The 20977-nt window shown below is 62.3% G+C and carries 16 protein-coding genes; 11 read left to right on the top strand and 5 right to left on the bottom strand.

Going from position 1 to position 20977, the window contains the following annotated elements; all coding sequences use genetic code 11:
* Positions 1-394 precede the first annotated feature (394 nt).
* The 3 genes from EJ072_RS23795 to EJ072_RS23785 all read left to right on the top strand — a co-directional run bounded on the left by EJ072_RS23795 (position 395) and on the right by EJ072_RS23785 (position 6935).
* Positions 395-4813, top strand: a complete 4419-nt coding sequence (locus EJ072_RS23795; RefSeq protein ID WP_126081567.1) for a GAF domain-containing protein — start codon at positions 395-397, stop codon at positions 4811-4813.
* A 219-nt stretch (positions 4814-5032) separates the two neighbouring features.
* Positions 5033-5380: an Hpt domain-containing protein gene (locus EJ072_RS23790; RefSeq protein ID WP_126081566.1), complete on the top strand. Its 348-nt coding sequence runs from the start codon at positions 5033-5035 to the stop codon at positions 5378-5380.
* 1 nt (position 5381) lies between these two features.
* Positions 5382-6935, top strand: coding sequence for a response regulator (locus EJ072_RS23785; RefSeq protein ID WP_210211608.1), 1554 nt, complete (start codon positions 5382-5384; stop codon positions 6933-6935).
* Positions 6936-7104: 169 nt separating this feature from the next.
* Here EJ072_RS23785 and EJ072_RS23780 read toward each other — a convergent pair whose 3' ends face one another.
* The 4 genes from EJ072_RS23780 to EJ072_RS23765 form a co-directional block, all read right to left on the bottom strand.
* Complete coding sequence (locus EJ072_RS23780; RefSeq protein WP_210211607.1) at positions 7105-8385, bottom strand: RsmB/NOP family class I SAM-dependent RNA methyltransferase; 1281 nt, start codon at positions 8383-8385, stop codon at positions 7105-7107.
* 117 nt (positions 8386-8502) lie between these two features.
* Entirely contained in the window at positions 8503-9258 is a 756-nt protein-coding gene (locus tag EJ072_RS23775) for an SDR family NAD(P)-dependent oxidoreductase (RefSeq protein ID WP_245466964.1), read from the bottom strand.
* A 79-nt stretch (positions 9259-9337) separates the two neighbouring features.
* Positions 9338-10108 (bottom strand): SDR family oxidoreductase, encoded by a 771-nt coding sequence (locus EJ072_RS23770; RefSeq protein WP_126081562.1) that lies wholly within the window; start codon positions 10106-10108, stop codon positions 9338-9340.
* A gap of 123 nt (positions 10109-10231) precedes the next feature.
* A complete protein-coding gene (locus EJ072_RS23765) occupies positions 10232-11065 on the bottom strand; it encodes a GNAT family N-acetyltransferase (protein WP_126083732.1) in 834 nt (277 codons plus the stop codon).
* 381 nt (positions 11066-11446) lie between these two features.
* On the opposite strand from EJ072_RS23765, the gene EJ072_RS23760 reads away from it, so the two are divergent.
* Positions 11447-12313 carry a hypothetical protein gene (locus EJ072_RS23760; RefSeq protein WP_126081561.1) on the top strand — a complete coding sequence of 289 codons (867 nt, stop codon included), beginning with the start codon at positions 11447-11449 and terminating at the stop codon, positions 12311-12313.
* Between the two features lie 118 nt (positions 12314-12431).
* Positions 12432-13289: a hypothetical protein gene (locus tag EJ072_RS23755; RefSeq protein WP_126081560.1), complete on the top strand. Its 858-nt coding sequence runs from the start codon at positions 12432-12434 to the stop codon at positions 13287-13289.
* A gap of 15 nt (positions 13290-13304) precedes the next feature.
* On the opposite strand, the gene EJ072_RS23750 is transcribed toward EJ072_RS23755, so the two are convergent.
* On the bottom strand, positions 13305-14507 hold the full coding sequence (locus EJ072_RS23750) for an ROK family transcriptional regulator (RefSeq protein ID WP_126081559.1): 1203 nt from the start codon (positions 14505-14507) through the stop codon (positions 13305-13307).
* Positions 14508-14730: 223 nt separating this feature from the next.
* Between EJ072_RS23750 and EJ072_RS23745 the strand changes: the two genes are divergently transcribed.
* The 6 genes from EJ072_RS23745 to EJ072_RS23720 all read left to right on the top strand — a co-directional run bounded on the left by EJ072_RS23745 (position 14731) and on the right by EJ072_RS23720 (position 20804).
* Positions 14731-15969, top strand: coding sequence for an extracellular solute-binding protein (locus EJ072_RS23745; RefSeq protein WP_126081558.1), 1239 nt, complete (start codon positions 14731-14733; stop codon positions 15967-15969).
* A gap of 85 nt (positions 15970-16054) precedes the next feature.
* Positions 16055-16939, top strand: coding sequence for a sugar ABC transporter permease (locus EJ072_RS23740; protein ID WP_126081557.1), 885 nt, complete (start codon positions 16055-16057; stop codon positions 16937-16939).
* Complete coding sequence (locus EJ072_RS23735) at positions 16939-17784, top strand: carbohydrate ABC transporter permease (protein ID WP_126081556.1); 846 nt, start codon at positions 16939-16941, stop codon at positions 17782-17784. The genes EJ072_RS23740 and EJ072_RS23735 overlap by 1 nt, the downstream gene beginning before the upstream one ends.
* Positions 17785-17786: 2 nt before the next feature.
* Entirely contained in the window at positions 17787-18803 is a 1017-nt protein-coding gene (locus EJ072_RS23730) for an SIS domain-containing protein (RefSeq protein WP_126083731.1), read from the top strand.
* The gene (locus EJ072_RS23725; protein WP_126083730.1) at positions 18803-19741 is read left to right on the top strand and encodes a PfkB family carbohydrate kinase; all 939 of its coding nucleotides are present in this window, start codon (positions 18803-18805) and stop codon (positions 19739-19741) included. The genes EJ072_RS23730 and EJ072_RS23725 overlap by 1 nt, the downstream gene beginning before the upstream one ends.
* Complete coding sequence (locus EJ072_RS23720) at positions 19728-20804, top strand: ABC transporter ATP-binding protein (protein WP_126081555.1); 1077 nt, start codon at positions 19728-19730, stop codon at positions 20802-20804. Before EJ072_RS23725 ends, EJ072_RS23720 begins: the two co-directional genes overlap by 14 nt.
* Positions 20805-20977 lie beyond the last annotated feature (173 nt).

Genomic DNA, 20977 nt, shown 5'->3' with positions numbered 1-20977 from the left:
GAGCGTATCACGGCTGAAAGCGTCAAGAGGCAGGTGCTGGCGCAAGGCGGCCGACGCGGCGCCGCGGTTGTTTTTCCGGCAACGGCAAGCGACGTCGTTGCGGCCAAGATGGGGGCACCAGCGGAATGGCATCTTTCTCGCTAGGTCGTCCCAGAACCGGACCGTCCGCTTCCGGCCCCAAAGACGCCATGGCAGCTTTGCGCTCATCTCGGCCGCTGGAGGGAATTTTGCCGCCGCCTGGAAGCAGACATGGAAGCCGAGCCGCGGAGCTTGTCCCAAGGCCACGCCTCGCCGGTCTGTCAATCGGGCGCCTGTCGTGCAACACTACTTACTAATATACGGGTGGGAAGCATTCCGCTGAAGCCGGCGGAAGGCCCTTTGGGGAGAAGCCAATATGCAGGGCTCGGTGGGAAGCGATCTTGCAAGTCGCCTGGCATCCGCAGATCGCCGTATTGCCGAACTGGAAAATAATTATGCTGACGCGGCAATCGAGCTTGATCGACTTTCCGCCGAAAACAAGCGCCTGATTCAACTCGCCGAGGAGCGCGCGAAGGAATTGGCCATCCTCAACAGCGTCGGTGAAGCGATGGCAAAGACGCTGAATGTCAAGACGGTGACCCGCATCGTGGGCGATCAGGTACGTGAAATATTTGGGGCGGATATAACCGAAATTTTGTTGCACGACGAGGCCTCTGATCTCATCACCGTCCCGTATTCATTTTACCGCGAGTACCAGGACGTCGAGCCTTTCACTTTGGGCGCGGGGCTGACCTCCAAGGTCATCCTCTCTGGAAAACCACTGGTTCTCGGGACGTCTGAACAGTCCATTGAGTTCGGTGCGATCTTCCTCAGCGAAGCGGAGCGGTCAGAATCGTATATCGGCGTACCAATCATCGCCGGTGGCAGAACCCTGGGCGTTGTCAGTGTTCAAAGCTACGAAAAGAATGCCTTTGGCGAAGATCATTTGCGCCTGCTGCAAGGCTTGTCATCAAGCATGGGCGTTGCGATTGCCAATGCACGCCTTTTCGACGAAACGCAGCGGCTGCTGAAAGTATCTGAGGACCGCGCAAAGGAACTGGCCATTCTCAACAGCGTCGGCGAAGCAATGGCGAAGACGCTGAACGTCAAGACCGTCACACGCATCGTCGGTGATAAGGTGCGCGAAATATTCGGAACGGACGTCACCGAAATCCTCCTGCGTGATGAGAAGTCTGACCTAATCACCGTACCCTATGCATTTTACAAGGGCTATCAGGACCCCGAACCATTTGCGATGGGCGAAGGGCTGACCTCAAAGGTCATACTGTCAGGCAAACCATTGGTATTGGGTACGACTGAGCAACACGTTGCTCCGGGTGCACTTATACCTACAGAGGAAGACAGGACCGAATCCTACCTAGGTGTGCCAATCATCGCTGGCGACAGGACTTTGGGTGTCGTCAGCGTCCAGAGCTACGAGAAGAATGTCTTCAATGAAGATCATGTGCGTCTGTTGCAGGGGCTTTCATCCAGCATGGGCGTCGCTATCTCTAACGCCCACCTGTTCGACGAGACCCAGCGCCTATTGAAAATGATGGAGGCTCGTAATGCTGAACTGGCCTTCGTGAATGGCGTTCAGGAAGTGCTCGTCTCCAATTTGGAAATGCAGGAGATATATGACCAGATCGGCGACCAGATTCATGAGATTTTCGATGCCCAGGTGGTGGATATCGGACTGTTCGATCCCGACGACAACCTTCTGCATTTTCCTTATACGATTGAGCGGAACGTTCGCTTCCCCGATTTACCGATGCCGCTCATTGGTTTTCGGAAACATGTCATGGATACGGGGCAGCCATTGCTGCTCAATGATGCTATCACTGCGTCCGAGAAATACGGCAACCCCGTGCTGCAGGGTGAGGCAGCTAAGTCGGGGCTGTTCGTACCGTTGATCATCGGAGGACAGGCAAAGGGCGTCATTTCCCTGCAAAACCTCGATCACGAGCACGCCTTCAATGAATCGGACGTGAATCTGCTCACCACGATTGGTAATGCGACGTCTATTGCAGTTGAAAAGGCGAGGCTGTTCACCGAGACCAGGCGCTTGCTGAAGGTAACCGAGGACCGCGCGGCAGAACTCGCTATTCTCAATAGCGTTGGCGAGGCTATGACACAGTCACTAGACCTGGATACAGTAATTCGTCTTGTAGGCGATAAGGTGCGGGAGGCCTTCGGGACCGAGGTCAGTGAAATTCTGCTGCATGACAGGGAATCCGGTCTGATCCATGTGCCTTATGCATACTTCAGGCAATATAGAGTTATTGATCCATTTCCGTTTGGCGTGGGTGTAGCGTCCAAAATCATAGATACAGGGCGCCCGTTAGTCTTCACGACTCTCGAGGGAGGAAAAGAGCTTGGTGCATTCTTTCCAGACGAAAAGGACAGGACCGCATCTTACATAGGTGTTCCCATCAAGTCTGGTGAAAGAACGCTGGGGGTTATCAGTGTACAAAGCTACCGGGAGAATGCGTTTGACGAAAATCACGTACGCCTCCTGCAGACGGTTGCCTCCAACATGGTCGTCGCCATAGCCAATGCCCGCCTGTTTAACGAAACGCAGCGTCTGCTGAGAGTGACAGAAGCTCGCGCTGCCGAGCTCGGCGCCATCAGTATGGTCAGCCAGGCGCTGATAGCGGAATCCGAACTCGAAAGCACGATCCAGCTGATCGGCAATCAGATGCAGGAAATCTTCGATGCCGATATCGTCTACGTCGCTCTGCTCGATCCGGAAACTAAGCTAATCCATTTCCCCTATCAGTTTGGCGAGGCCTTCACCACGCTCACGCTCGGCGAGGGACTGACGAGCAAGATCATACAGACCGGCGAGCCGCTGCTCATCAATCAGGATGTGGCGAAAAGGGGGGCTCAGATCGGGGCCACCCCCGTCGGCAAGAATGCCTTGTCCTACCTCGGCGTTCCGATCAAAACGGCCCAAGGAACGCTTGGCGTTATCAGTGTTCAGAGCACTACGCGGGAGGGCATTTTTACCGATGACTCGCTCCGCTTGCTTTCCACCATTGCCGCCAATGCGGGCTCTGCCCTGCACAACGCGCAACTATTCACTGAGCTCAAACAGTTGTCCCTGGCTCTCCAGCAGGCAAAGGAGGCGGCCGAGGCGGCAAATGAGGCGAAGAGTTCGTTTCTGGCGACGATGAGCCACGAGATTCGTACGCCAATGAACGGCGTGATCGGAATGAGCAACTTGCTCCTGGCGACAAAACTAGATGACGAGCAGCGGGAAATTGGAGAGACAATTAACAACAGCGCCGAGGCCCTGCTCACCATCATCAATGACATACTCGATTTCTCCAAGGTCGAGGCGGGCAAGATCGATCTCGATCCCCGGCAGTTCGAATTGCGCGATTGCCTGGAAAGTGCGATCGATCTAATAGCTCCGAGAACGGCCGAAAAAGGGCTCGATCTGAGCTATTTGATCGAGCCCGGTACGCCGGAGGCGGTAATTGCCGACAGTAGTCGGCTTCGCCAAGTGCTGATCAACCTCCTTAATAACGCGGTCAAATTCACTGAGCGGGGAGAGATCGTCCTTTCGGTGATGACGATCGCGCCCGCAGCCACAAGCCATGGTTCAAACGAGGACGGCGAGGGGAAGATTTGCACGCTCCAATTTTCGGTTCGCGACACCGGCATCGGTATCCCCGGCGACCGGATGGACCGGCTCTTCAAATCCTTCAGCCAGGTCGACGCTTCTACGACCAGGCGCTATGGCGGAACCGGACTTGGCTTGGCCATCAGCAGGCGTCTGGTAGAGTTGATGGGCGGCGAGATCTGGGTCGACAGCGCGGAAGGAAAAGGCACCACTTTCTTCTTCACGATTCGCGCGCCCGTGGCATCGCGCCAATTAGCAAACGCCCCGACGGCTACCGTCGGACTGGCAGGCAAGCGGTTGCTGGTCGTGGACGACAACGCAACCAACCGCCGCATCATGGCCCTGCAGGCGCAGTCATGGAATATGGTCGCGTCGGCGAGCGAACACCCGCGCGACGCACTGCGAAGGCTTGAAGCAGGGGAAGTCTTCGATGTCATCGTTCTCGACATGAACATGCCTGACATGGATGGCATCGAACTCGCTAGAAAAATCCGCGCGCTCGAAAGCATGGAAGGCGTTCCGCTGGTGCTACTTAGTTCCATGGTGCCAATGTCGGAGGACAGGAAAAAGGAAATTGAAAGTCTGCGGTTTGCGGCCGCGCTATCCAAGCCGATCAAGCCTTCTCCATTGCTCAATACGTTGCTGTCGATCTTCGTTGGAACGCCGGCTCGCTCCACCCGAGCCGATCAACCGAAGGCTCCCGCTTTTGACGGTTCGATGGCGAACACGTTTCCACTGCAGATTCTTTTGGTCGACGACAATGCCACCAACCGCAAGCTTGGCTCTAAGGTGCTCGAGCGCTTGGGATATAAGCCGGACCTGGCAATCGACGGCCAGTCGGCGATCGCTGCCTACAGCCAGGGCAGCCATGACGTTATCCTAATGGATATCGAAATGCCTGACATGGATGGGCTCGAAGCGACAAGATTGATCCGCCGTATCAATGCCGAACCCGTGCATCGACCATTCATCATTGCCCTGACCGCCAACGCGATGGCGGGTGATCGCGAGAGATACCTGAATGCTGGAATGGACGATTATCTGAGCAAACCGTTGCGTGTCGAAGATCTTATAGCCTCCCTGAACAAGGCCGTCGTGAATTTGGGTGAAGGTTCGCGGGGTGCAGCGGGTGAATTTGAAGATGCCAGCGCGCCCGGTCGTCCCTAGGTGGAACAGCGGCGTCGGAGTAATCGAGATTAGCGTCGCGGCAGCATCGCCGGGAATAGGGATCTCGCTAATTTAGCATTGGTGCGATAATCTGTCTTTTCAACGCGATGGAACTCTGAAAGAAGGGGAGCAGAGAGTTCGACTTCGCTCGTTTTTGCCAGCGCCGGCAGATGTTTTGTCGCTGGTTTTGGTTCGAAGAAGCATACATCGGGGGATGTTGTGGCGATCGACAGAGGGGCGCTGGACAAGCTGCGTGAGCTTGTCGGTGGCGAGGAAGCCGACCTTCTGGAGCTTGTGGAGTCCTTCTTGGAGGAAGGGCCATCCATCATGCAGGGCATGTGGTCGTCATGTCAGGCCTCCGACCACGCTGCCGTCCGACGGGCTGCCCACTCCCTGAAATCGAATGCGCGGGATATGGGTGCGACTGATCTCAGCCAGATCTGCGCCGGGGTGGAGGCGCGGTGCGCAAGCGGCGAACCCGCAAGTCTTGCCGAGATCGGCGATGCACAGCGTGCCTTCGACGTCGCCAGCAGCGAGCTTCGAGCAATCTTCAACCTGGGGAATTAGCGTGAGCAACCCTGGCCGAATTCTCATCGTCGACGACTCTCGGACCATAAGGATCAAGCTCAAAAAATCGGTGGAGGCTCTCGGCCATGAAGCCGAGGCTGTAGAGAACGGGCGAGCGGCTCTCGATCTGCTCGCAGTTGAAAATTTCGATCTTGTTCTTCTCGATATCATGATGCCGGTGATGGACGGCTTCGAGGTGCTGACGAGCCTCAAGAGCTCGCCCCGGACCCGGGATGTGCCGGTGATTGTGATTTCCGGGCTCGACGATGAGATGAGCAGCGTCGTGAAGGCGATTGAATTGGGCGCCGAGGATTTCTTGCCCAAGGATTTCGAGCTGGCGCTTCTCAAGGCGCGGATTTCCACGTGCATCGAGAAAAAGCGACTGCGCGACGTAGAGAAGGAATATCTGCGTCAGGTAGCCAAGTTGACGAAAGCGGCCGCGACCCTGGAAAGTGGGAGGTTCAACCCTTCGAAGCTGGGCATCCGCGATGTGGCAGCCCGAACCGATGGTCTGGGCAAGCTCGCCAGTGTGTTCGCAACGATGGCCCAAAAGGTTTACGAGCGCGAACGCAAAATGCGGCAAAATATCCGCACATTCCGCGGAGCCTTGCTGCTGTTGGCCTGCGGAGGACTGTGGGGCCTTGTCGTCCCGCTGTCGAAAATGGCTTCGCTCGTTGAAGCTCACCCGATTGGACTAGCGATCCTTATTGACCTCATCGGAGCTGCGTTCTGCCTCGGGATTAGCCTCAAGCGCAGGACCATGCCGAGGCTGTCTGCTCTCACGCGCTCGGATTGGCGGTTCGTTATCATCCTCGCGTTCATCAGCTCGGTGGTCAATCAGGTGCTGGTCTATTGGCTGGCAAGCAAGCTTCCGGCCTTTATCGTCTCCATCGTCATCGTACTTGAAGGGTTCGCCGTATTCCTGTTCGCGGCCTTGATGCGGACCGAAGCGCCGAGCATGAAACGGTTCTTGGGGCTTGGACTGGGTCTCGTCGGCATCGTCATCATCCTTTTCTTTGGCGAGCCGGGGGAAATGAACACGAATTGGTTGTGGCTTGCCATCGCGCTTGTGATCCCGGTCACTTATGCCACTGAGGATATCTATCTTTCGGAGTTCAAACCCGCTGCCGTCGACAGCGTCGCCATGTTCGGCATGGTCCTGGTTGCTTCGCTTTTGATGCTGATTCCGCTCGCGGCCTTTTATGGGGATTTCATACCGGTTGGTTTGTTGACCGGAAGGCTTGGCATCATTGTCATTTTGATGGCAGTTGCCGGCAATCTGGCCATGCTGCTCTTCATTGCGCTGATCTCCAGCACAGGTGCTGTGTTCGCAAGCCAGAACGCCTACGCCGTAACCGCGGCCGGTATAGGGTGGAGCATGTTGCTGCTGGGCGAAGCGATACCGGCGCTCACCTGGGTTTCGTTAGCGCTGATCGTGGTAGGCCTGCTGATGGTCGAACCGAAGCAGGAAGCTGAAGAAGAACCGCCACCGCTTGACGATGCGACAGAGGAAATCGTGCCGAAGCTCGACCTTGTGCCACTGCCAACGGAGTGAACAGAGCCCGAGGCAGGTCTGCCTACCTTAAGCCAAGCAGAGCATGGCTCCGATGCTGACGGCGTGGTGCGCCGAATGGAACGTCGGTTTCCCGGCTCGCCAGTCCGAACGCTGCCGGACTGCTCTCGGCCCCATTCGGGTCATTCAAAAAAATGGATCGCGCGAATGGCTATGGGCGCCCACCTGGGAGCGCACCTTCTCGCTGCATGACTGCGGCAAAGAAGCCGTCGGTATCGTTGCGCGCGGGCGTCAGCGACAGATAGTCCGGATGAGATGAGTTCGTCAGTTGCGGCGCGGCCTCGTGAAGCGGCACCACACGAAAACCGGGATGTGCCGCCAGGAACGCTACCACCTGTTCCTCATTCTCCTCGGACAGCATGGAGCATGTCGCGTAGACCAGCCGTCCACCGGGCTTCACCAGACGCGCCGCGCTCGCCAGAATCCGGGCCTGCAGCGACACGAGATTGTCCAGACCCTGTTCCTCCTGCGCGCGCCAGCGTGCATCGGGGTTGCGTCGCCAGGTACCGGTGCCGCTGCATGGCGCGTCCACCAGCACGCGATCGAAACCGCCCTTGTGGCGCTTGATCCACCGATCCGTTTCGCCGGCCAGGAGCCGTGTCTCGATATTGTGCAATCCTGCCTGCCGGAAGCGCTCGGCGCCGCGCTTCAAACGGCCTTCCAGGACGTCGCAGGCGACAACATGGCCCTTGTTGTTCATCTGCACGGCGACCGCCAGCGTCTTGCCGCCGGCTCCGGCGCAGAAATCGACCACGCGCTCGCCCGGCCGGGCATCGACCAGCATGGCGACAAGCTGCGAGCCCTCATCCTGGATCTCGACCTCACCGGTCCTGAGCATCAGCAGGCTCGCCAGCGAGGGGCGTTCATGCACACGAATGCCGTAAGGAGCGATGGCAGATGGCTGCGCCCGCAAGCCGAGATCCTTCAGCGCGTTGAGCATGGCCTCGCGCGTCGACTTGATCGGGTTGACGCGCAGATCAAGGGGCGGCGGCGCCAGAAGCGCGGACATCTCCTGGCCGAACGCTTCCCCGAAACGGCGCCGCAGGGGATCGGCCGCCCAGGACGGGCATTCAAGGCGCACCTCTTCCGGCATGCCGGGATGGTCGATCGTGCCTCCCCGCAATTTGACCAGCAGCGCGTGCTCGTGATCCGTCAGGATGGCAGGCGCGAATTTCGCCCCGTTGAACAGGCGCTTGATCTGATCGGCCGTCTCGCCTTCCTTCAGCGTGAGCCACGCGAGCAGGCGGTTGCGGGGCCTATCCTCGCGCCCATGCCTGGCCAGCCACCAACCAAGCCGTGCATGGTGTCGCAGAAGCGCATAAAGCAACTCCAAAATCTGGCCACGGTCCCTGTCGCCGATATAGCGCCGAGCCCGAAACCACGCCGAGACGACAGCATCCGCGGGACGCGCGACGCTATCGACTTCATCCATAAGTTCGATTGTGGCTTGCAGGCGGGCGGCAGGGGTCACGGAACGGCGATCAGGCTGAAAAAAGCGCCTATATAGGCGACAGTGCCGCTCCTGACCATCGTTCGCGCATCCCAGCGCTCATCCCTTGCGTTCCTGCAGGATGTTGCCGCCGTCGACGACGAGAACGGCGCCGTTGACATAGCTGGCTCCGTCCGACGCCAGGAACAGCACGGCGGCGGCGACTTCCTCGGGACTGCCCGCGCGCCCGAGCGGCGTGTTGCGGGCAGCGGCGAGTTCCTCCGGCGTCGATGCGCCGGTCGTGATCCAGCCCGGCGCCACGGCGTTGACCGTGACACCGCTGCGGCCAACCTCCAGGGCGAGCGCGTGCGTCAGCCCGACCATGCCGGCCTTCGCCGCCGAATAGGCGGCCTCGCCTTCATTGGAGACGTAAGGTCCGGTCACCGAAGCCATGTTGACCACGCGCCCATGGCAGCGCTGCACCATGCCGGCCAGGAATCCGCGCGTGCTCAGGAACGCGGTTTTGAGGCTGACGTCGATGCCGCGGTCCCAATCGCTTTCGCTGAGGTCGAGAAACCGCCGCTGCAACGCCGGCTGCGCGACCGTGCCCATCCCGGCATTGTTGACGAGGACGTCGATTTCGCCGGCCTGCGAGCACAAGCGCTCGACATCGCCCGAAACCGTCAGGTCGGCCACAACGGCGCTTATATCGAGCCCCTCCGCCCGCAGTTCCCCGGCCCGCTGTTCGACGCGCGCGGACGAAGCGGTGATGACGACCGAAAGGCCGGCCTCGCCCAGCGCACGCGCGACCGCTACGCCGATGCCGTCGGCGGCGCCCGCGCCGGTCACCAGCGCCCTGCGGGATTTGCGGAACACGATCATTTCCTCTCCACGATTGGAATGCCGGCATGTCGACGCGGGCAATCATGCCCGCGATGAAACTGCCCAGGCTTTTTCAATAGCCGGCGCTGACGCCGAAATCGATCGACAGCGCGGCCCCGGTGATCGGCGCCGAGCCCGGCTGGCAGAGGTAGTGGATGAAGGATGCGATCTCTTCCACCTGAATGAACCTTGCTTTGCCCCCTTGCGGATAGTGCCCGAGAAGCCGGCGCTTGTAGCCGTCGGGATCGTCCCCGCCATAGGTCCTGGCCTGATATTCGATCATCGGCGTTGCCGTATCGCCGGGGCAAACGGCGTTGACCCTGATGCCTTGCGGGGCGAGTTCCAGCGCGAGTGCCTTGGTCAGCAGAACCAGCCCGCCCTTCGAGGCGCAATAGACGGCCGCCCCATTGTTGCCGACGAGCCCGGCGTCGGACGCAATGTTGACGATCACGCCTTGCGCCGCCGCCAGATGCGGGACAGCCGCCGAGATCAGGAAGAACGCTCCCTTGAGATTGACGTCCAGCACAAGGTCCCACTGATCTTCCTCGACCCCGCTCGCCGGCCCCTCGAGCCAGACGCCGGCGGCGTTGACCAGGATGTCCATGCCGCCGCCCCAGTTCCTGGCCTTGGCCACCACGTCGCGGCAGGCAGCGACGGAGCGGATGTCGAGCGGCAAACCCACCGCATCCGCCCCGGTCGCGACAATCTTGGCCACGGCTGCGTCGAGCTTGGGACCGGGAAGGTCGGCGAGCGCGATCCGCTCACCGTCGGCCGCGAGGCGCAGTCCGGTCGCAAGCCCCATGCCCCCGGCGCCACCGGCGATCAGAACCGTCCTGCCAGCCATTTGACAACCTCCACGCCACGCAGCGCCCGGCAAGGCACACAATGTCCCTAGATCATGTCATGGGGCCCTGTCGCATGGACAGCGAGGCAAAACAATGACCTCAGCGGCTTCGCCGGCCCCCGATCATCCCAGCTCGAGCGTCGTGATGCCGAAAACTGTAGAGGGGGCGTTACCGGGTTTGCCGCCCTTGTACATGCGTGTCGTCGCAAAGCCCGGGACCAAGCCGGCGGCCTGAAGCATGGCGGTGAATTGAACCTGGCTGGCCGGCACGTCAATATGCAATGTATCGTTGCCGATCCTGCCCACAAGGTCCGCCAGCAATGCCAGGGCAAGGTCCGTCCTGTCGGCAAACAGGGGTCCGACCTTGAAGCCTTCCCGGCATCGGCGGGCCACGCCGTAGCCGGCAATGCCGGCCGATCCGCCACAGAGCAGCGCAATCCGGGGCTGCCGCAGCCACTCCCGGAGGAAGGCTTCCCGCGGCGCCGGGAAACGCTTGCGATCATAGGCGAGTATCCCGGCCATGTCGCCGGCCATCACTGGCCGTATGTCGCTTCCCCCCGGCAATCCGGCGGGGCGACCGCTGTAGCGCACGGTCTCGTAGACGGGCACGAAGCCCATGCGCTGGTAGTTGGCCCGTTGCTCGGCCACCCCGTCGAGACCGATGATGCGGTCGCCGAGGCGTGCCATGCCGGCATCCCAGACCGCCTTGCCATGGCCTTCGCCGCGCCGGTCGGGCCGGCAGATATAGAGGCCGATGAAGCCGAAGCCCGTGCCGTATGCGACGGCCGAAATGCCGGCCACCATCTCTCCATCGACGAAAGCGCCGATGAAACAGTCGGGATCGGCTGTCCGGAACGCCGCGGCGTCGCCGATGCCCGGGTTCCAGCCCTCTCCAGCCGCCCAGTCGACGAGCGTTTCCACTTCGCTGGCGGTCAGTGTCCGGATTGTTCTCGGCATCATTTCACCCGGGCGGCCTCGGCAAATGGCGTCAAGGCATCACGATAGGTAGCCGCTTCCTCGCTGCAAAGTCCACACGAGAACTTCAGTTGCCACCGCGCATCGGGCGCCAGACCCTGTCCTTGTTCATTTTTTCCCGGGAAAGCGCTCCCCGCAGCCCCGATGGCGCGGAACCTATGCCTGCTTGACCGGACTCGCCTATTCAACGCAGGGATGCGGGCCGGACTATTATTGGGACGGGTTTCCCGAACCGATGCAACGAGTTAGCAACAAACGCGCCGCTTGATCGTTCGTTGTTCCAATAGGCAACTGGACACAACCGGTGAACACTGGGAATCTTCATTTGCCGTTCTTCGAAAATCGCCTGGAGTGCCGCAGGAAATGCCGCTGAGTGCCGCAGAGATAGCCCGTCATCCGGCAGCGCTTCGCTGCATCCAGGAGCAGGCGCGCGCGCTCATCCACATATACGAAACAAGCCCGCGGCTGGCTGCCGTGTTCGCCACCCAGCAGCGCTGGCTGCTCGGTCACGCCGGTCTGGCCTTGCATTTCCGGCGCGATCCCAATGACCGCCGCTCCGACATGACGATGGCGCGGTTCATCGAGGTCGTACGCCGCTATTCCCTTGCCAGCCGCAACACGGCCGAGGCCTTCGTCAAGGAGATGCTTCGCTACAACATCGTCGAGTATATTTCGGCCAGCGGTGACGGCCGCGCCCACCCCATGCGGGTCACCGAAGGCACCATCGAAACCTTCACCGGCTGGATCCACGCACATCTGAGGACGCTCGACCGCATAGATGGCGGAAACCGGCTGACAACTTTCCTCGATCGACCCGGGATGCTGTCCAGGCTGCAGCCGCTCATCGCCGATGGATTGCTGGCCAGCCAGGGCGTGCGGGAGCCTGGGCGGACTTTCTCGTTGTTTATCTGGCTAAACAATGGCGGCATCGTCATGGACTGGCTGATGTCCGGTATCGATCCGGAGGACGTTCATCTCGACAGGATACCGACCAGCGTCATCTCGGTCAGCGAATTCGCGCACTGGCTGAAGCTGTCACGCACCCACCTGGCGCGGAAACTCAATGATGCCGAGGCGCTTGGCAGCATCGGCTGGGTCGGCCAGCGCGGTCATTCCGTCATGTGGGTTTCACGCCAGTTCTTCGACGAATACATGGTCATGCAGACGTCCAAGCTCGCCCTAGTCGACCTGGCTTTCGACGACAGTTTGTCCCAGGCGGACGAGAGCTGACTGGCGCAACGGTCGCTTCTCGGACCCAGCCGACAAATACCGCTGGTTGCGCTGGCAGGCGCCGGCCAAAACTGCTATCCGCATCCGCACACTGCGATATTTGGCGGAGTCTGGGGGGATGGCGCTGAACTGCGAAGACATTGTCGGTCATCCGGCGCTGAATGCCGCCGTCCAGGCACAGGCCCGGGCGATGCAGCAGGCCTATGAAGGAAACCCGCGCGCGTCCTCGGTCTTTGCCACCCAGCAGCGCTGGCTGATGGCGCATATCGGTCTTGCCCTGCATTTCCGCAGGGATCCCAGCGACTACCGGAAGGAACTGACGGCGGCGCGTTTTGTCGACGTCACCGTTCAGCATGCAGTTGCAAGCCGAAACACTGCCCATGCCTTCATCAAGGAAATGCAGCACTATAATTTCATCGAAGTCGGTCCAATGGCCGACGACGGCCGCATTCGCCCCTTGCACCTGCCCGCCATAACCCTGGAGCCGTTGATCGGCTGGATTCATATGCATCTGAGCACGCTTGATGCTCTTGACGGCGGGAGCCGGCTGCAAATGTTCCAGGCACGGCCGCAAATGTTGGTGCGGTTGCAGCCGCTGATCGCGGATGGGCTGATCTCCTCGGTGCCGGTGCGGGAGCCGCAACAGACTTTTTCGCTGTTCACATGGCTCAACAATGGCGGCGTCGTCATGGATTGGCTGATCGCCGGCGTCGACCCACAGGATGCCGGCCAGGAGCGCATTCCGACTGGCGTGCTGTCGATCGGCGACTTCTCCAGGTGGCTGAAGCTGTCGCGTACCCACCTTGCGCGCAAGCTGCGCGACGCCGAGGCGCTCGGCAGCGTCGGCTGGCTTGGGCGGCGCGGCCATTCCGTCATGTGGATTTCGAACGAATTCTACAGCGAGTACCTCACCGCGCAGGCGGTCAAGCTCGCCATCATCGACGCGGCTTTCGCCGCCAGCGTGACGACCAGCTGAGCCGCCTTCCGCTTTCTATCCGGCCTTCAGGATGGCGGAAAAGCGCGGATCGAAGGCCCGGCTGATCGGTTCGGCCGCGGCGCCCACCGCGATCGCCCAGGGATCGGTGGTGCCCAGTTGCAGCCGCGGCAGGCGGCGGGCGGGCTGATCCGCGATCGACGGCAGAAGCGGATGCATGGCCTGGTGCAGAAGCCGGGCCAGCGCCTCGGGCGCGGTGCTGGTGAGGATGACGGTTTGCGGATCGAAGATCGTTTCGATCAGATGCACGCTCCAGCGCAGGTCGGACGCGGCTCTTTCGACCCAGCTCATGACCCTTGCGTCCTGCGCGAGCGCCAGCGCGCCGAGCTTCTCGTAAAGCCCCCTTTCGGCGGGATCGAGGCCGAGATGCTGGTAGAGCGAGGCGAGCGAGGCGCGGTGCTCCAACGGCGTCGAGCCTGGACCGGCCGGCGACAGCAGCGCCCTGCCGATCTCGCCGGCATTGCCGCTGCCGCCATTGTAGAGCTCGCCATTGAGGATCAGCCCGGCGGCTATGCCGTAGCCGACATACAGGCAGACCGCGTGATCGACGCCATGCGCGGCGCCGACGATGCGCTCCGCCGTTGCACAGGCCGCCGCATCGTTCTGCAGCCCGACATTCAGTCCGGTGCCGGCGGCAAGCGTCTCGAGCAGCGGGAATTGCTGCCAGGCAGGCATCATCCATGTGTCGTCGGATTCCCTTACGCCGAACGGCCCCGGCATGGCGACGCCAAGGCCGACCAGCCGCCGCTCGGGCTGGGCGAACAAGGAAGCCAGCTCGCGCCTGACGCGGTCGACCAGGCCGAGGATGGTCTTGACGCCGGCTGATGGCTCGTCGAGCGGCAGACCTGCCTCGGCGCGCGCGATGACCTTGCCGACGAGGTCGACCACCACCACGCGCGTCAAATGTCGGTCGATCTGCAGCCCGATGGCGAAGGCGCCCTCGGGCACCAGCCGGTATGGTGTGAAGGGCTGCCCCCTGCCCTTGCGCACCGCTTCCAGCGCGACAACCAGCCCATCGCGCTCGAGATCCTCGATGATGTTGGAAACCGCCTGCTTGGTAAGCTGCGTCGCCCGCGCCAGGTCGGCACGCGACAGCGCGCCGTTGAGCCGCAGCGCCTCGATCATGACACGGCGGTTGTGCGCGCTGGTGCCTTCCTGGTTGGTGCCGCTCTTGGCGCGGATCGGGCTGATATCGTGCACCGTCTTTTCCCCTCTTGACTCGATTAAAGGATTGATCGACTAATTAAGTCAAGCGAATTGACTTAATAGGTGAAACCCGGGCGGCTCCACAAGAAGACGGCAAAGCCTCAAGCTCCCGCCGCGCGCCGTTCAGGACAGATCCGGTCACACGCGATGCAATTCGAGAAAGCGGCGGCATAAGCTTCGCCGCCCACTTGCAGCTGTCGAAATGGGAGAAAGACAAATGCTGAAATCGATCGGTAAGACACTTCTGGGCGCGGTGTTCGTCGGCGGGCTGTTCGTCCCCCACGCCTTCGCCGAGACCACCTTGAACGCCCTCTTCATGGCGCAGGCCGCCTATAGCGAGGCCGACGTGCGCTCGATGACGGAGGCCTTCACCAAGGCCAACCCCGACATCAAGGTGAACCTCGAATTCGTTCCCTATGAAGGCCTGCACGACAAGACCGTGCTCGCCCAAGGCTCGGGCGGTGGCTATGACGTGGTGCTGTTCGACGTGATCTGGCCGGCCGAATACGCGACCAACAAGGTGCTGGTCGACGTATCCTCGAAGATCACCGACGACATGAAGAAGGGCGTGCTGCCCGGCGCCTGGACCACCGTGCAATATGACGGGAAGTACTATGGCATGCCGTGGATCCTCGACACCAAATACCTGTTCTACAACAAGGAAATCCTGGAAAAGGCCGGCATCAAGGCGCCGCCGAAGACCTGGGAAGAACTCGGCCAGCAGGCCAAGATCATCCAGGACAAGGGGCTGCTGAAGACGCCGATCGCCTGGAGCTGGTCACAGGCTGAAGCCGCTGTCTGCGACTACACCACGCTGGTCAGCGCCTATGGCGGCGACTTCCTAAAGGACGGCAAGCCCGACTTCCAGAATGGCGGTGGCTTATCGGCGCTGAAATACATGGTCGACAGCTACAAATCGGGCCTCACCAATCCGAACTCCAAGGAATTCCTTGAAGAGGACGTCCGCAAGGTGTTCGAGAACGGCGACGCGGCCTTCGCGCTGAACTGGACCTACATGTACAACATGGCCAACGATCCGAAGGACTCCAAGGTCGCCGGCAAGGTCGGCGTCGTGCCGGCGCCCGGCGTCGCCGGCACCAGCGAGGTCTCGGCCGTCAACGGCTCGATGGGTCTTGGCATCACGGCGGTGTCGAAGCACCCGGACGAAGCCTGGAAATACATCGAGTTCATGACCTCGCAGGCGACGCAGAACCAGTATGCCAAGCTCTCTCTGCCGATCTGGGCCTCGTCCTATGACGATCCGGCCGTCACCAAGGGCCAGGAAGAGCTGATCGCCGCCGCCAAGCTCGGTCTCGCCGCCATGTATCCGCGCCCGACCACGCCGAAATACCAGCAGCTGTCGACGGCCCTGCAGCAGGCGATCCAGGAATCGCTGCTTGGCCAGACGACGCCGGAAGACGCGCTCAAGACCGCCGCCGAAAACAGCGGCCTCTGATCTGGCGTTCCTCGACGCGGGCGGCCTCATCCACGAGCGCCGCCCGTGCTATTTCTGACCGGATGAAGGAAAAGAGGCGCCTCTGATGTCAGGCACCTGGATGACGACTCGCGCGTGGCTGTTGATGCTGCCGCTGCTGGTGATCATGGTCGCCGTCATCGGCTGGCCATTGGTTGATACGGTCAGGCTTTCCTTCACCGACGCCCAGCTGGTCGGCACGGCAGGCAATTACGTCGGCTTCGACAACTACACCAAAATGCTGACGAGTTCGAACTTCACGCGCACGCTCTCGACCACCACCTGGTTCGCGGTCGTCTCGGTCGCCGCCGAGATGGTGCTTGGCGTGCTGGCGGCCCTTCTGCTCAACCAAGAATTCCGTGGCCGCGCCGTGCTGCGCGGGCTGATGATCCTGCCCTGGGCGCTGCCCACCGTCGTCAACGCCACGCTCTGGCGGCTGATCTACAATCCGGAATATGGCGCGCTGAATGCGGCGCTGACGCAGCTCCACCTGATCGACGACTATCGCTCCTGGCTGGGCGAACCGGGCACGGCGCTTGCGGCGCTGATCGTCGCCGACTGCTGGAAGAATTTTCCGCTTGTGGCGCTGATTGCGCTCGCCGCCCTGCAGGCCGTGCCGCGCGACATCACCGCCGCAGCGCTTGTCGACGGCGCCGGGCCGTTCAACCGCTTCCGCTTCGTCATCCTGCCCTATCTCGCCGGCCCGCTGATGGTGGCGCTGGTGCTGCGCACCATCGAGGCCTTCAAGGTCTTCGACATCATCTGGGTCATGACCCGCGGCGGTCCGGCCAACAGCACGCGCTCGCTATCGATCCTCGTCTATCAGGAGGCCTTCTCCTTCCAGCGCGCCGGCTCCGGCGCATCGCTGGCGCTGATCGTCACCTTGCTCGTCACCGTTCTCGCCGTTGCCTATGCGGCGCTGGTGAGGAAGACCGCGGGGAGCGCTACCTGATGGAACGCAAGAACCCGGTTTTCACCGCCTTCGTCTACGTTTGCGCCCTCCTGCTTGCCGCCGTGATCCTGGCCCCGCTCGCCTGGCTCTTCGTCATGAGCATATCGCCGGCGGCCGACCTCGCCGCCAAGCCGCTACGCTGGTGGCCGCAGGCGGCCGACTTCTCGCGCTACGCGCAACTCCTGTCGACGGCCGAAAACAGCGCCGGCGCGGCCTTCACGTCGTCGTTGCGCAACAGCCTGGAAGTCGCCGGCATGGCGACCCTGGCTGCGATCGTCCTTGCCGTGCCGGCCGGCTGGGCCGTCTCGCGCACGCCTTCGGTCGGCTGGTCGCTGTCGATGGTGATCGCCACCTATATGCTGCCGCCGGTGGCGCTCTCCGTGCCGCTCTATATAGGCCTGTCCTGGCTCGGCCTGCTCAACAACGTCTTCGGCCTGGCGCTGATCTATCTGACCATCCTGGCGCCCTTCACCACCTGGCTGATGAAATCGGGTTTCGATTCCATCCCGCGCGAGATCGAGGCCGCGGCGATGATCGACGGAGCGGGGCTGCTCCAGACCTGGCGCATCATAACCTTGCCGCTGGCGGCGCCTGTGGTCGCGACATCGGCGCTGTTTGCCGTGCTGCTCGCCTGGGACGAGTTCTTCTATGCCCTGCTCTTCACCTCCGATCAGCGGGCAAAGACACTGACCGTCGCCATCGCCGATCTCGCCGGCGGCCGTGTCTCCGATTACGGACTGATCGCCACCGCCGGCGTGCTTGCGGCCTTGCCGCCCGTGCTGATCGGCCTCGTCATGCAGCGCGCGCTGATCTCGGGCCTCACCAGCGGCGGCGTGAAAGGATAATGATGACTGCTCAAAGACCACGTCCATCCGGCCTGCTTGCGATCGACCGCGAGATGGCGCGCCAGCATGAGGATGCGCTCGCCTCGTTCGAGAGCAATCGGGAGGCAGCCGCCAAGGTCGCCGCTTCGATCAGGAACACCGGCCGCCTCGTCCTGCTCGGCATGGGCGCCTCGCATGCCGTCGCTCGCGCCATCGAGCCGCTCTATCGCGCGCATGGCATCGACGCCATCGCGCTGCCGCTGTCGGAGCAGCTCGGGCAGCCATTGCCGCTTGCCGGCAAGTCGGTGATCGTGACCTCGCAGTCCGGCGAAAGCGCCGAGGTGCTGCGCTGGTTCTCCGAAGCGGTTTCGCAGGCCGACACCTTCGGGCTGACGCTGGAGGCCGGCTCGTTCCTTGGCCGCACGGTCCCTTGTCTCGTTGGCGCCGGCGGCACCGAGCTCGCCTTTGCCGCGACCCGCAGCCTGACAGTGACCTTCGCGCTACATCTGGCGATCCTCGCAGCGCTTGGCGAAGACCCCGCCGCCGCGCTCGCAGCGCTCAAGGCGCCTGAAACGGTCGAGATCGATGCAGCCTTGGCGGCGCTGAGCAAGGTCGCGACCATCGTCACCTCCGGCCGCAAGCTGCAAGGCGTGGCTGAAGCGCTTGCGCTCGGCTTCACCGAACTGTCGCGCCTGCCCTGCTTTTCCCTCGAGGGCGGCCAGCTTCGCCACGGGCCGATGGAAATGCTCGGGCCGAAGATCGGTGTCGTCCTTTTCCGAGGCAACGATCCGACCGCCGACCTCGTCACCGCGATGGCCCTGTCCGTCGTCGAGACCGGCGCGCCGCTGATCGTGTTCGAGGCTTCGGGCAAGCCGCCGGTCGCGGGCGCCGTGACCCTGGTCTTCAAACCCGCCTCCGGACTGGCGGCGATCTTCGCCATGCTGCCGGTTGCGCAGCGCCTGATGATCGCCTTCGCCGACAGCCGCGTCGAGAATGCCGGAACGCCGGTGCGCACCACCAAGATCACCCGGAGCGAATGATGCGGCCGCTCGCGGTGATCGGCAACGTCAATGTCGACCTGATCGTCGGCCCGGTCGCGCCGTGGCCGAAGGCCGGCACCGAGACCGTCGTCGATCATGACGATTTGCGCGTCGGCGGCCAGGCCGGCAACACCGCGCTTGCCTGGCAGGCGCTGGGCATCGACTTCGAGATCGCCGCCAATCTCGGCGACGACCAGTTCGGCCGCTGGCTGCGCGAGGCGTTCGGGCACCGCGCGAAGAAATGGCCGGTTCGTCCCGAAGGCACCACATTGTCGGTCGGCATGACCCATCCTGATGGCGAGCGCACCTTCTTCACCACGCGCGGCCACCTGCCCCGTTTCAGCCTGGACGATGTGCTTTCGGTGCTCGACGGCAACCGCCTCGCCGGCGGCTATGCGCTGCTCAGCGGTTCCTTTCTCACCGACGATCTTACGCGCGACTATGGCGCGCTCTTCGACTGGGCCGAAGCGAACCGCATCGCCGTCGCGCTCGACACGGGATGGCCGATCGACGGCTGGACCGAGGCGAATTGCGCGGCGGCGCGCGGCTGGCTGTCGCGCTGCGAACTGGCGCTCTTCAACGAGGTCGAGACGACGACATTGGCCGGCCTGGCAAACCCGGCGGAAGCGGCCCGCAAGATCCGCGACGGCATGAAGGCAGGGGCGACCGTCGTGGTCAAACGCGGACCGGACGGCGCGATCGCCATCGGCCCCGACGGCGAGGTCATCGAAGTGCCGGCACCGCGCGTCGCTGTCGTCGACACGATCGGCGCCGGCGACGTCTTCAACGCCGCCTTCCTGGCCGCCCTGGCACAGGGACGCTCCCTTGAAAAGTGCCTGTCCGCCGCCATCCGGGTGGCTTCGCGCGCCATCTCAACCTTGCCCCGCGACTATGGCGGGCCGACCCAATTCGAGGATGCCGTCCATGAGCGCGCTTGAGATCAGCGACGTCCGCAAGAGTTACGGCAGCGTCGAGACGCTGAAAGGCATCGACATCGCGCTCGAAAACGGCGAGTTCTTGGTGTTGCTCGGGTCGTCCGGCTGCGGCAAGTCCACTTTGCTCAACATCATCGCCGGTCTTGCCGAAGCAACCAGCGGCGACGTGCTGATCGGCGGCCGTTCAGTGCTTGGCGTGCATCCGAAGAACCGCGACATCGCCATGGTCTTCCAGTCCTACGCGCTCTATCCGAACCTGACGGTGAGCCGCAACATCGGCTTCGGCCTGGAGATGCGCAAGGTTCCCGCCACCGAGCGCGACAAGGCGGTGCGCGAAACCGCGAAGCTCCTGCAGATCGAGACCCTGCTCGACCGCAAGCCCGGCCAGTTGTCCGGCGGGCAGCGCCAGCGCGTCGCCATCGGCAGGGCGCTGGTGCGCAAGCCGCAGGTCTTCCTGTTCGACGAGCCGCTCTCCAATCTGGACGCCAAGCTGCGCCTGGAAATGCGCACCGAGCTGAAGCGTCTGCATGAGATGCTCAAGACCACCGTCGTGTACGTCACCCATGACCAGATCGAGGCGATGACGCTGGCGACGCGGATTGCGGTCATGCGCGACGGCCGCATCGAACAGCTGGGCCCCCCGGAAGAAATCTACAACGAGCCGGCGACGGTCTATGTCGCCGGCTTCGTCGGCGCGCCGGCGATGAACATGCTGGAAGCGACGCTCGAGGACGGCAAGCTCGTCATCGTCGGCACGGATGCGCGGCTGGCGCTGCCGGCACGCTATGCGGGAGCGGTCCGCAACGGTGCTTCGGTTGTCGTCGGCATCAGGCCCGAAGCGCTCGGCCTCGGGCCAGGCAGCAGCGCCGACTTGTCGCTTCCGGTCGAGATCGAGGTCGTCGAACTGACCGGGCCTGAGCAAGTCACCACCGCCGGGGTCGGGTCGCAGAAATTGACGGCAACCCTGCCGCCGCAAGCTCGCCTTGCCAAAGGTCAGCCATGCGCTTTTGTGTTCGACCCGGACGCGCTGCGCCTGTTCGACCCGGCGACGGGACAGGCGTTCTGAGGGGCGGCGTTTCCGCGCGGGAGACAACCATCTTGACGCTACGGGCGTGGAGACGTCGTCATGCTGTGCATATTGGGCAATGGGGGATTACATGAAAAAAACCTATGAGAAGCCGACACTGCGCAAGCGTCAGAGACTGTCTGGCGTCACGGCAGCGTGCACGCCTTCTACTT

Source organism: Mesorhizobium sp. M2A.F.Ca.ET.046.03.2.1 (genome assembly GCF_003952425.1).
GTDB lineage: Bacteria > Pseudomonadota > Alphaproteobacteria > Rhizobiales > Rhizobiaceae > Mesorhizobium.
The sequence above is the reverse complement of the archived record's forward strand: the minus strand, read 5'-3'. Positions and strand labels throughout refer to the sequence as shown.